Below are 12,594 nucleotides of genomic sequence, written 5' to 3'. Positions count from 1 at the left end.
TTTCTGTAACGTCATCCCTCACAGCTGAGGGTGGTCCCACGCACTTCGGTGCGGATTGAAATATGCAATAGAACCTATAAAAGGAAATAATCATGCGTAGTCATGAGAAGCGGGTGAATGTGTGCCCGCGAACGCAAGGTAAGTATTTGGTTTCGGTGGTGCTGACCGCTGTTTTCGCGATTGCGTCGCTGTTTGGAACGCTGCTGTTCTCTGCCGATGCAGTTGCCGATGTCGCCGAATCTCAGGCGGTCGCGCAAGTGGGCAACGCAACCTACGCGAGCGTACAGGAGGCGATCGGTCGAACAACGTTGAAGAACACGACGGTCACATTGCTAGCCGACGTGACGGAAAGCGTTACGATTACGCCACCGAAAGGCGTACGAAACGTAACGTTTGACCTGAACGGGCATACGCTGCAAGCCGCTGAATCCGGTGGAGCTGCTGGGTTTGCTACGATCACTGTGCCTGCGAACATGCAGCTCACCATTGTCGGACCGGGAACGGTTGCGGGCGGAACACAGCCTGCAGTCGATTGCCGTGGCGTATTGCGCGTGGAGGGTGGCACGTTCACCTCGGATGCAACGTTGATGCGGTTTGCCGAAACGGATGAAACTTCCGCGCAAGGCAGTTTTTCGGGCGGAACATTCACCGCACCGACGCTTTTCAACCTGCTGGATGACGCTAAAAATCTTGGCTATGTGACTGTTCGCGGTGGCGAATACCGGGGCATGATTCCAGCTGGACTGAACACGCTCGCCTTGTTGAGCGGCTCGTTCTCCGACTTGTCGAATCTTGCGCCGTACTTGGCTGACTCGCTTGGGCTGATTCCAGGCGGCACTAGCGGTGATGGTATGGGTGACGGAATGTTCCATGTCGGCGATCTGGCGATCTCCAGCAAGCAGACTTCGGTGGAATTGGATCCCGCGAGCGGCCTTCAGCAGCTGAGTGCCGACGACCTACTAGAGTTGACGGAAACACAACTGAACGGCATCGCCGACTACCGTCTTGTGGTGGATAGTGACCAGTTGCAGGCGTTGAACGATCAGATCGATCGCGCAATGCAGGCGGTTGAGAAGAGGAAAGCCTTCGAAGCCGTGAGCCAGAACATCACCATCACCGCCGTGCGCAATGGTGCGGATGATGTTATAGATACAAACTCGAGTGGGGGAGCGGGCCCACAGTTGCGCACCTCCGACCATGATGGCATAAGCGCACAAGTGGCGGTAACCATCAAAGCCGTCGCCGAGCCAGAAAAACCAGAAGAACCTGGCAAACCCGGTGATCCAGAAAAGCCAGAGAAGCCGGAAATGCCTCGCTCCGGATCCGCAGTCCAGGCGCTCGCCATCATCTCGCTGCTGCTGGTGATCGCTTCCGCAATCTGCGCATACGCAACGGTCCATCTGCAGTCGTCGCGTCTGCACAACTAGTATTTTCCGCCCTTTTCTCGGGTTGTGCAGACATGGAACGCGACTTGTGTGGACGGACTATGGTTGGCCGCACAAGTCGCGTTCGAATCTTGACATTGACATTGTTCCGCAGGAAAGCGCTCCCTACGATGATCTAGTTATGAGTGTTTCGGCTGTGTGCGATGGGAGATGTATTGCACGGAGCAAAGAGTTTTTCATCAATGTGGAGTGAGATTGGGCAGTGCGGAACTGTTTGGACGCTTACTATGTGAAACACGCCGAAGTCGAAAAACAGCCATTTTTCGTATAAATTAACCATTTGTGATAAAGCTGGGCGGTGTCCAGTTCGCAAAGGTCGTCTTTCTTCTTGGAAAGACGACCTTTGTGCTTTGATTGGAGTCTTCATGCATAAACCTTTTACCACGATCGAAGATCAAATCGCTCTTCTCAATTCACGAGGACTTCAAACGGATTCTAGGACATCATGGATTCTTGAGCGCGAAGGATATTACGCGACTGTCAATGGATACAAAAAACCGTTTCTCGATAATCAAGCGCGAAAAAAGATGAAGAAGACAAATATCGCGAAGGATCCTCATACAATGACTTGTATAAGCTGTACCTGTTTGATAGGCAGCTCCGTTTTCTCCTTTTCGGAATGATCACGATTGCTGAGGCGATTCTGAAAACAGTCTGCGCATACGAATTCACCAAGGCAAATCCGGCTGAGAAGAACCCCTACCTTAATATCGACAATTATGCTCGTACCGGCCAAGCTCATGAAAAGGCAAGTCAGCTCATTCCGCGATTGCAAAAGATACTTACTGACAACAGTGATTGCGAGAGAAAAGGCAGAAAAGAATATCTCGTTCATTGCCTCAATGAGCACGATGGAGAGGTGCCGTTGTGGGTTTTGACCAATGATCTAACTTTGGGACAAATATATTGGTTCTTTCAGTCTCAAAATATATTGATTCGCGGTTCAATTGCTAGGAGTTTCACAGTTCTGTATGGAGATTCGCACAGGCATAAGACGGAAATCGATGCACAACGTATCGATAAGATATATCGCAGAATGAAAGATTTTCGTAATATTTGCGCGCACGATGAACGTCTTTATTGTGCGCATCCGCATGATTCCAACAATACGGTTTTCCAGCTTGTTAAGGATTTACGTTTCGTAATCGACAAAAAACGTTATCTGGAATTCCTCCAGCAATTTAATTCTTTGCTCATGCATTTAGGTGAAGACATACCTGCGTACGTCGACTCTGTTTACCGGGAGATGGGCTTGGATTTCCCGCGTGAGCTTCACGAATGGATGGAACTCGCACGGACGAGCTGAGAAACGCGTCATGCTTATTGTGAGCTTTGGATTCTGTATGCCTTTTACTTGCCGATATGTTTGACGTCGATTGCATCGTTTGCGCTCCTTAAGAAGAAGGTGGATGGCCATAATGGCTACCCACCTTTGGTGGTGCGTGTTGTGGTTTCTTGCTTCCGTGCCGGTCCATATGCAAGTGAGATACGGAAGCAAACCAGAGTTTTTCCCGTATGATCTGGACGTTAGCTGTTGTCTACATGTGTGGGGTGTTTGCTTGGTTATTTTCGTCTCTGATTTTTCCATAGATTGCTGTTGTAAGATCGAGGTTCGTATCCGTCGTCGATGCGGCCTGCGGGCCTGTCGATGGCCGTAGGCCAGCTTCATAACTTGGTCTTTTCGGACGGGTATAATTGGGGGTATTGGAAAAGATAAGAGAAAACGAAGGGAAAGATGATTATAGGCTCAAAGACCACGGCCTCCCATAAGGCCGTCCCGCCGACCCGAATTTCAAATTGGGGGGCGTAATTCCAGCATAGAACTGCTGCGCATCGTTGCAATGTTCATGATTCTTGCCCACCATTTCGTCGTCCATAACGGCTATGACGTCAAGAATCTTTCACTGGGACCTGAGAGGATCTTCTTCCAGCTCGTCATGCAGGGCGATGGCAAAGTGGGCGTCGTCATCTTCTTCACCATCTCCGCGTGGTTCTTCCTCGACAAGGAACAGACCATCAAATCGAACCTCAAACGCATATGGATTCTGGAACGCGAGGTGCTGTTTTGGAGCCTTGCTCTCATGGCATTCTTTCTGGTTTTCGACCGTGCTGACTTCGGTATGAAAACGATCGTTCGTAGCGTCGCGCCGACCATTATGGGAATGTGGTGGTATGTTACCGCATACGCCACCTTCCTCGCCCTGCTGCCGTTCCTTTCCAAGGGGCTACGCGCGTTCGGCGAACATATGCATTACGCGCTTGCCATAACGGTGCTGGCGATCTGGGGACTGACAAGCTTCATTCCCGGAACTTTTGGAGTGAACGATAGCGTGTTCGGCTTCATCTACCTATTCATCCTCATCTCCGCGTACAAGTGGTACATGAAGCCGTTCACGCTCAAACAGACTTGGCTGATGACCGGAACCGGACTGGGATTCTTCCTCTTGTACACATGCGCTTCCGTTATGTTATCGTTGTTCGGAATCGATAAGGGCATCTTCATCGCCGGATCGTTCAAGCTGCCCGTCATCATGGTGGGCTTCGGCATGTTTCTACTGTTCGACCCGCTTTCCTTCCGCAGTCGGATCATCAACCGCATAGCCCGGTCCGCATTCGCGGTTTACCTGATCACCGATTATCCCGCCACGAGAACATTGCTTTGGAAGCACCTGTTCGTGCTGGAGAACCTTTATCAGCAGCCTTTCGCCATTCTGCAAATCCTCGGCATCCTGTTGACGATCTATTTAGTGTCTGCACTCTGATTGACTTCATGCGTCAAGGACTGTTTGCAGTGACCGTAAACCGCAACCGTGGCCGCTGGTTCGAACTGGTGTGGGACGGAGTCGAAAGGCAAATTAAACATCTGCAGGAAGGGCGAACGCTTAGCTGAGCTTGCTAGTGGTGTCAGTGCGGCAGATCATCTGTTACCACTGACGCCACCATTGCGGATGAATGCAATTAACGGGCAAAGCGAAATCGAGATGCCGACTTCTTACAGGTATCACAACGACAAAGCGACGTTCCATCGCAACTATGATGCCAACCGCAAATGTTCTCCCATCATGCCCTTGCCTTGCCTTGCGAAGCCAGATTGTGACGGGAACTGCCGATCAACACGGGAGCGAACCTGTCCATAATGAGATGAACAGCAACACAGATAGCTACAGTGACAACAGTCACCAGCATCGCATATACAAGATTCGCTCGCAATGCATCTGTATTCATCCCAAGAATTTTCGCCATAACAAAAATCAGCACTCGTTTCACCGGTTCATGCACGCACATGATGGTAAGCGACGCCCTGCCAAGGAACTGCAGCAGCCGGCAGTCGATAGCAATGCAAAGCATGAGCGATGATGCGAAACCAAGCATTGCGGCACATAGCATCCAGAACGGATTGTTGGTAGATGCTCCATTAAGATTGACCTCCAGCTTGGTCCAACCGTCGAACAGCCAAAGAAGATAAAGCCCAGCAACGCCGACAACAGCAAACGCAATATGTGCCAACGCCTGCGTTTGGGAGGCCTATTGCACGTGAGGGAGAATGAATTCACTCAGCAAGTAACCGATGCAGTAGAACAGCATGGAGAAGGACAGGATATCAAAAGCCCACGGAAGTCGGAACTGATCGACCGGCAGGTCAAGGGACCACATGACGATGATCGAAAGGAAACTGACCAGGGCAAGCGCCATGACGGCAATCCGATTACGCCAGCCCCCCCCATTACGGTTTTCGTCTCGACAGAACCCGCTTTATTGACAAGAAGGAAGAATCCTAGGAAAAGCATCTCCGTAACGAAAAGGCATGGCAGGAACCAAAGCGCCGCATTCTGCGGGTAATTATCGCTACCTGCGCGAGCGAGAACAATATTTGCCAGCGCATTCGGAACAGATCCTTCGTCTCCCCTGAGACGTCGCTCGATAAGAGCCCAATACGCAAGAGTCACCGTTCCGAAGAACACGTATGGCACGAGTAGCCTTATCGCTCTCCTCTTGAATGAATCCAGAAACTGCCTTTCGTGAAACAGCATTCCTGAAATGATGAAGAACAATGGCATATGGAATGAAAAAATCCACGACACCAGACCAGCAGACCATGATGTGTGTCCCAAAACAACTAGTAGTATGCCGAAGCCTCGTAGCGAATCGAGTGCAGCCAGCCTAGAGTATAATCTCCTCATTTACTTTCTTTTCTTTACAAAACACAATACATCATTATCCAAGCATTATTCAAAAACTTCGTTGAGGCAAAATCCCATACTGTAATTAAACTCCCCGCTTCTCAATCTAAAAGCATCGCAACCAACGGTCACATTAACTTATCATATAGCGAAATGGTATGGTAAAATACCATTTCCATTAACTGCCAATGTGTGCAGGAACATGAAAAAACAAAAAGATAAATATAATATCTTTATAAGCATTTTATTTTTTTCTGTTATATAGTATTCAATATAGTACGGTATGCTAAGAAAATTAAGCAAATAAAACAATGCAGAAACTCTCTGACCTAGTGGTATAAACAGGCCAATCATAATAGCTATGGATCCTATGAAATGTAAATTTCTAAAAATATTAAACCAATGATCATCCTCTTTAGATTCCGTAAACAAATAAACAAAGAAGAAACCTACAAATAGTAAAGATGATAATGAAAATGCTTTGCTGGGATCTGGCCAGTAGCCGGATATATAATTCTCATACTTTGTCCCTTTGAGCAAAATGCCAATAACTGCAACGAAAGTAGGTACGAGAACAGCCGAAGCGAAAAAAAGGGACAAATATATTTTTTTGTCAAGCTTTAGATAGAGGAGAGTGATAACAACAAAATAAATTAGAGCGGAATAATGAAAACCTACCGCTATCGCAACCAAGAAAAAAGCTGCAAAAAGACTCTGTAATCGTTTTTTGCCATCCATATTTCTTTCCACAAACAATAATGCACAACAGAATAGTGCGGTAGCTATTGTCTGGCGAACCACATTAAATGAGTATAAGAAATACCCACCACACAAAAAAGAAACAGTCAGTAGAACTTTTGAACATGGCATATTATATATAACAATATATATTAAACCTATGAAAATAAAGCTTGTAATAATAAATATAGATTGATACCAACTACCTGCAAAATCAATGCATAGCTTGTTAAGCCATAGAAATATTGGCTCCATTGGTGGAGGTGTGCCATTATATATCTGTTTATAAGTTGGAACATATGTAAAAAAATAATCTGTTCCAACTCCATATCGGAATCCAGATATTGTAAATAAAATCAAAAAAACAATAGCAAAAGGTAAAACCTCTGCTTTTTTATTTAATTTATCTGCAACACATACCAAAAGTATGCAGCAGAAAACAGATGTTATATAAATAAACATTCTTTTCCTTATTTTGATGTTTTATATTCACAAAAAGGGGTTTTGTTCAAGAAAATTCATCCCATAGAACAAACAGCATAGCCAGTTGATCAAATACGACTAACGCTTCATAAACCATTGCCATACATGTCTAAAGACATCCGCCCTTGAGACATGTATGGCAGACCAGACGCAAACAGAGCTCCGTAAGCCACGGCCAATCCGCGAAACCTCTTCATCATCAATAAAGTTCGGTTTGGATGACGAAGAATTACATATGCAGTAAGTAGCAAATTCAGCGTCAATGGCAATCCGGCAACTTGCGCTCCAGCTTTGAGCAATGATGTAGTGACGAAAACAGAGAGTGCATCCATGGAAGACTCCTTGCTGATTATGCGACTATCTGATCACGCAGATGCAAGTACGCGAACGGGAATATCAGTCTGTGGTTACTGCAAGACCGAGGTAATATCTGAGCCTTGGAATCGAGTGGACCGACAGGTACGTGTTTCGTCCAAGAAATGTCCAACTTCGATATACATGACGGGTACTTCGTTATCAGGCAAATGCAAAAGTTTGCGGGTTTTCTTTTCTGCAGTTGCCGTAAACATGGTATTGAGCGGACAAGCTCCAATTCCCAAAGATTCCAAAGATAATAGTAGTGACATTCCGAACAGGCCACCGTCGGTATATCCCTCATTGCGCTCATAAGATGTCATAAACGCGCGCAAGTCAGAAGTAATCATCAGCAATGCGGGAGGGGCTGGATATCCATTAACACCACCTTGAATGTGCAAAGCCTTTGCGATAACTTCCTTGTCGAGAATGACATGCACTCTGGTGGGTTGCCTGTTACACACTGATGGAGTGCGCATGGCCATCTGAATTGCCTGGTTAAGTTCGTCTAGGGATACCGGCTCATCAGCAAATTCACGAACTGAATGTCTATTTTCACTTAACGCAGCAAAGGAAAGATCTTTGTTATTGAGCTTGTCACTTTTACGGATAGAAATGCTTCCACCATCGTTTGATTCGGCATTCATAATGTGTTGCCACTGATCTGTAGTGAATAACGATTGCTGCCAAGAAATATCTTTCTCCGCATCGAGATGACGCTGCATGTACTCATGAAGCGCAGCAAGACTTTCTTTGTACACAGTGTTATTAGCGAAATTCAGATCTGCTTGTTCCAGACGTGTAAGCAGGGTCGGAAGCTCGTTAAAAACTTTTTTCCCAAACCCATAGCGAAAATTGTGATGGCTCAGACCCTTTTCAATTTGATGGCTGAGAAACATCACTCGTGTCTCGATTCTTACTCGTTCATGGGGCATAATGCGAGAGTAGCTACGATTAAACCGCTTGGCTTGTGCCCACGAATCTTGATATAGATGAATGCTTTGACGCAGATTCTTGAGAGGAGCGATAAGCGGTTTTGGCATCCACTGTTCTACAGTGCTCTTCCAATTCATAATGACATTCCTTTGGACTCTTGATTAATGCTGATTTAGTGGTTCCGATACGCTGCTGTGTAAATAAGCTAATGACTGTTTACGTAATGAAGCGAGTAGAGTATTCGGCTGCGTATAGTCGATGTGGTTGCTCAGCAGGTCGCCACTGGTAACATGTCTGTCTTTTAACGCCAGCGAATCCAGCAGGTCGAGCATGCGTGAATTTGTGGTCTGCTTAACTGTAAAGAAGTGGAATGGTTTGTTGTACACAATAGAGAACACAGTGCCATGGAATGAATTTGTCACCACGGCTTTCGCATTGCGAATCAGGTTCACAAAAGTGTTAGGAGAAGCATTCCAAAAATAACGGTCCTGATCAAGTGTGTAATCTTCGATGGCAGTACCGATGGTATAGACTTTCACGCCTAGCTTCTTGGCAAGCCGACGTGCATAAGCGTATACATCTTTCTGGCGGTTATAGCCATACACCAGTACGTAATCTTCAGTAGGAGTGAAATCGCTGGCATCGGCGATTACGTTCCAATCATCCTTCTCAAGCAGAAATACTGGGTCAATGACGGATTGAACATTACTAATGCCGAGATCTTCAAGCATGGGCACCGACGACGGTTCGCGCACAGACACGGCATCGAAATCGGAAATCAGTCTACGATAACGATCCTTCTGATCGTCAGGAATTTCAGGCATGGCAATGCTGGCAGCATACGCTACTTTGCGAGCGCCCGCAGGCGCAAATGACAGGAAGAACGCATCATCTTTACCATTAAGCTTGTTCTTACAGTTCCAAATTTGGTCGCTGCCACAAATATAGACGTCGGATTGGGGGGTGTCAGCCTCAATCTCGGCAAGCGTACGGTAAGTTTTGGCGCTCATAGGTATGTAGTCCTCAAGGAATTTGCCGAACACTTTGCGCCCCTTGACCAAATCAGGGAAGCGTACGATGGCGCGAAGCATGCGAATAGGCAGCGGCCGCGTAGACGTGTAGTAGTATTTGGGGTTGTAATCCAGCACCTTGGCGTCCACACCCATCTTGCGTAGAGCGGTGTTCAAGCCGTAAGTTTGCAGAACAGCGCCATAATTAGTTGGTCTGCTGCAGGTAATGGTGTAAGAAGTAATTGAGTCTTTCATAGAAGCCTCTTTCTCTGTGCTAGCTGTTAAGAATTTGATTCAACGTATTTGAGGAATGCCTCATAGCTGCTAAACATAGGTTCGCTTTGAACAAACGCTTGCTGTGAACGTTCGGTATTGTTATCAAGCTGGAAAACCTTTTGGAATACCTCATCCAGCTGAGTGTTCCTAGGCTCAAACAGCCAGAAGAATTCCCGAAGTAGCTTTTTTGGCGGCCGCTTTCCATATGTCTGCTCGTACTCACGTACTAATAACACGGCTTCATTTAATTGAAGTTTGCGGCGTTTGTCGATATACGCTTCCAAGGAAGAGATTTTCTTTGCCGGAGCACCGGCATATACAGCGTTCCCATCCAAACGGCCTGTCACCACGCTGCCAGCTCCGATGATGGTGTTGTCTCCGATCTCAGCTCCTTTGAGAATCAACGACTTCTGACCGACAAAAACATTATTGCCAATACGAACCGTTCCGCATGATCCCAGCACTTCACCCGTAAGGCGTTGTATTACTGCCCAGCTATAGTCATGCTGCAAAATAGAGCAATCTGCGGTGATATGTACGTTATCGCCGATTTCAATCATCCAAGGTCTCTGAGTATCGATTCTGATGGACCATGGCGTATATAGATGCACATGCTGTCCCACGTGTACTCCCTGGCTTCGGAGCCATGATATGTATTGCTCCGATGAAGCCTTGTGGCCATAAACTAACCGCATCGCAAGTTGTTTAATGCTCATTTTTCACTTGCTCCGTTCCGGATGAATACGTTTATGAAGTAAGAAAAACACGCCATAAAGCGTTGGAGAGATGGCCATGAGTTTGAGCTGCAGGCGACGCCCACGAGGGAGCGTCACGGATTCAGTAACAGCTTTCATGTTTTGATTGACGAAAGTGCGAGTGTCTTCTGCGAAATCTCGCCATTGCTGTTCTTTAGCATGCCCCGTGACAAGAGCCTGATCATAAAGGCTCACCATACTTCTCATTTGTCCATACAACGCAAAAGGAAGCTGTTCGGGGAATTTTTGATGTACCAGTTTCACCATGTTTTTGGTAGCTTCGTAACCAGCAAAATTGAAATTTGTGCTCGTGTTAGAAAGGCTTCCCGCAACTTGTCGATAATGGTACTGCGGCGTTGAATCAAAAGTAGTTCGTACGCTCGCTGCAAGTATATCGTAGGTGAATTGCCAATCTTCGCCAGTGCACCCTTCCGGGAAACGAATATTTCCTAGAGTGGAACGTTTGATGAGCTTGCTCCAAGCAGAGATTGTCGAATAACCTGGCAGATTAATGTATTTAAAGGATTCCGAAGTGGTCATTACCAGATGTAAATCAGGATGATAAAGATATATTTGTCGTCCGTTAGGATATTCCAAGACACCGGTGATCATGGAGGTATCAGCGTTTTCTTTGGTGAGAGAACGATATAGGACTTCATACATAGTCGGTTCTAACCAATCATCAGAATCAACGAAACCGATAAGCTCTCCGGTGCTGATTCTGATTCCGCTATTTCGAGCGGCACCTAATCCTCGGTTCTCCTGATGAATGACACGGATCCTGCAATCTCTTGCCGCCCAAGCATCACACATATCAGGGCAAGCGTCCGGAGAGCCATCATCGACCAGAATGATTTCCAAATTTCGATACGTCTGGTCGACAATTGACTGTATACAACGGTCAAGATAGCGCTCAACCTTGTACACAGGAACAATCACTGAAATCAGGGGGAGATCTTCAGTTCGGGTTTTCTCAGGCATGGCAGATGGATTAGTACTCATGCTGTGTACTTCCTCCTTGTGAATATCAGAGTAATAAGAGGCTTAAGTTCATAACATTGCACGAATGCAATAAGCAGCAGACAAATCGATGACCAGAATAGATAATGGTTACATTGATTCGAGGTTACCAAGGACTGGACAGTAAGCAGCGTCATGGTAATGGCCGTAGGAATCGGCCTCATATTGATGGCCATCAGACGACGCACATCAATCACACGAACCACGAAAATCACCAAGCTACCGACAAACACGCCGAATGCAGCAGCTGAAATACCCCAGTCATGTACGAGGATAGCGGTAAATGCGAGGCATGCTGCAGCTCCCACAACTGTAGCCACAAGTAACGGCTTTGTACGCATATAAGCCTGATAAATCGTGCCAAGAAAGTTGTTGATAGCACTAAGATAAAAGGCAAGCACAAGAATGGATATAAGAGGCCATGCCGAGTAAAACTGGCGCTGCATAAGCACCCTAGCGATGAACGGAGAGAGTGTGATTACCAATGCGCTTCCTACCGACATCAGGGCATGGTACACACGCCAGATTACATCATAGAAATGCTTGAGCCCGGAGCTTTTAAACTCTTGGAACGTGGAAAGTTGCCAAGCCTGTTGAACAATCTGTTGAAGCACATTAAGCAAATTAGGAATCTTTGAAGCTGCAGCATACAAACCAGAAGCGGAAATACCCAGTACGCCTGTAATGATGAAACGACTAACCGTCGTCTGAATCTGGTTGCACAATGAATTCGGAGCCAATGGCAGCGAGTAGCGCCAAAGCTGCTTACGAAGAGACGCGTTGTTTCGCCATACTGTAAAATCGATAAACTGATACTGCTTACCGGCGAAAAGATATACCAGGATCGCTGAACCATTGCCTACGATATAAGAGTAGAAATACCCCATAAGACCGAGATTCATTCCGGCAATCAACGCATAAGCAAGCACGCCCATAATAAGCGCAGACAATATTGAGGCGTAAGCAATGAGTTTCATCTGATCCATAGCCCTAGCGACAGTACCCATCACAGAGGGAAAACACAACGCCGCATAGGACAACAAGAACCAAATTTTATATCTACCTAATCCACCAAAAATAGGCAAATCAAATACTGGCAGAATAATTGCCAAAAGCACACAGCTTGCCAACATGACCAGCATGGTTTCGGTAATATAAAACGCAGCTTTTGACTTATCATCAAGCGTAAAACGGAGCATGCCCTCGCTGATGAGCAGAGTTAGTACAGGGAATAATGTGGTCACCATGATGGTAGCCATGTCCATGATGCCGTATTCCTCTGTAGATAGGTACAGGGTATACAACGGCATCAGTATGAATGCCATCAGTTTGGTGGCTACTGCGCTGAGTCCGAAGATGCCGACATTGACTAGCAGATTCTTGTACTTACCCACGT

General features: G+C 46.5%; 12 protein-coding genes and 1 pseudogene. 3 read left to right on the top strand and 10 right to left on the bottom strand.

Annotated features, from left to right (window positions below; all coding sequences use genetic code 11):
* Positions 1-92: 92 nt before the first annotated feature.
* The 3 genes from BBPC_RS07745 to BBPC_RS07735 all read left to right on the top strand — a co-directional run bounded on the left by BBPC_RS07745 (position 93) and on the right by BBPC_RS07735 (position 4,207).
* Positions 93-1,427 (top strand): hypothetical protein, encoded by a 1,335-nt coding sequence (locus tag BBPC_RS07745; protein WP_004221087.1) that lies wholly within the window; start codon positions 93-95, stop codon positions 1,425-1,427.
* 586 nt (positions 1,428-2,013) lie between these two features.
* Complete coding sequence (locus BBPC_RS07740; RefSeq protein WP_004221095.1) at positions 2,014-2,751, top strand: Abi family protein; 738 nt, start codon at positions 2,014-2,016, stop codon at positions 2,749-2,751.
* A 541-nt stretch (positions 2,752-3,292) separates the two neighbouring features.
* Positions 3,293-4,207, top strand: coding sequence for an acyltransferase family protein (locus BBPC_RS07735; protein WP_231857835.1), 915 nt, complete (start codon positions 3,293-3,295; stop codon positions 4,205-4,207).
* Positions 4,208-4,505: 298 nt separating this feature from the next.
* Here BBPC_RS07735 and BBPC_RS07730 read toward each other — a convergent pair whose 3' ends face one another.
* From BBPC_RS07730 to BBPC_RS07695, 10 genes and pseudogenes are all read right to left on the bottom strand, one after another.
* Positions 4,506-4,952 (bottom strand): hypothetical protein, encoded by a 447-nt coding sequence (locus BBPC_RS07730; RefSeq protein WP_004221103.1) that lies wholly within the window; start codon positions 4,950-4,952, stop codon positions 4,506-4,508.
* Positions 4,953-4,970: 18 nt separating this feature from the next.
* Entirely contained in the window at positions 4,971-5,138 is a 168-nt protein-coding gene (locus BBPC_RS10120; protein ID WP_004221104.1) for a hypothetical protein, read from the bottom strand.
* A 53-nt stretch (positions 5,139-5,191) separates the two neighbouring features.
* A pseudogene (locus tag BBPC_RS10285) lies at positions 5,192-5,626 on the bottom strand (acyltransferase family protein); the annotation flags it as partial.
* 141 nt (positions 5,627-5,767) lie between these two features.
* A complete protein-coding gene (locus BBPC_RS07725) occupies positions 5,768-6,826 on the bottom strand; it encodes an EpsG family protein (protein ID WP_033524337.1) in 1,059 nt (352 codons plus the stop codon).
* A gap of 107 nt (positions 6,827-6,933) precedes the next feature.
* Complete coding sequence (locus BBPC_RS07720) at positions 6,934-7,179, bottom strand: hypothetical protein (RefSeq protein WP_033524336.1); 246 nt, start codon at positions 7,177-7,179, stop codon at positions 6,934-6,936.
* A gap of 75 nt (positions 7,180-7,254) precedes the next feature.
* Positions 7,255-8,274: a nitroreductase family protein gene (locus BBPC_RS07715; protein WP_004221109.1), complete on the bottom strand. Its 1,020-nt coding sequence runs from the start codon at positions 8,272-8,274 to the stop codon at positions 7,255-7,257.
* 24 nt (positions 8,275-8,298) lie between these two features.
* Positions 8,299-9,402 carry a polysaccharide pyruvyl transferase family protein gene (locus tag BBPC_RS07710; RefSeq protein WP_004221111.1) on the bottom strand — a complete coding sequence of 368 codons (1,104 nt, stop codon included), beginning with the start codon at positions 9,400-9,402 and terminating at the stop codon, positions 8,299-8,301.
* A 26-nt stretch (positions 9,403-9,428) separates the two neighbouring features.
* Positions 9,429-10,046, bottom strand: coding sequence for an acyltransferase (locus BBPC_RS07705; protein ID WP_226650412.1), 618 nt, complete (start codon positions 10,044-10,046; stop codon positions 9,429-9,431).
* A gap of 96 nt (positions 10,047-10,142) precedes the next feature.
* Entirely contained in the window at positions 10,143-11,180 is a 1,038-nt protein-coding gene (locus tag BBPC_RS07700; protein WP_047749670.1) for a glycosyltransferase family 2 protein, read from the bottom strand.
* Entirely contained in the window at positions 11,177-12,592 is a 1,416-nt protein-coding gene (locus BBPC_RS07695; protein WP_004221117.1) for a lipopolysaccharide biosynthesis protein, read from the bottom strand. Before BBPC_RS07695 ends, BBPC_RS07700 begins: the two co-directional genes overlap by 4 nt.
* Between the last annotated feature and the right edge of the window lie 2 nt (positions 12,593-12,594).

The organism is Bifidobacterium pseudocatenulatum DSM 20438 = JCM 1200 = LMG 10505 (assembly GCF_001025215.1).
Lineage (GTDB): Bacteria > Actinomycetota > Actinomycetes > Actinomycetales > Bifidobacteriaceae > Bifidobacterium > Bifidobacterium pseudocatenulatum.
This window is presented reverse-complemented; position numbering and strand designations above follow the sequence as displayed.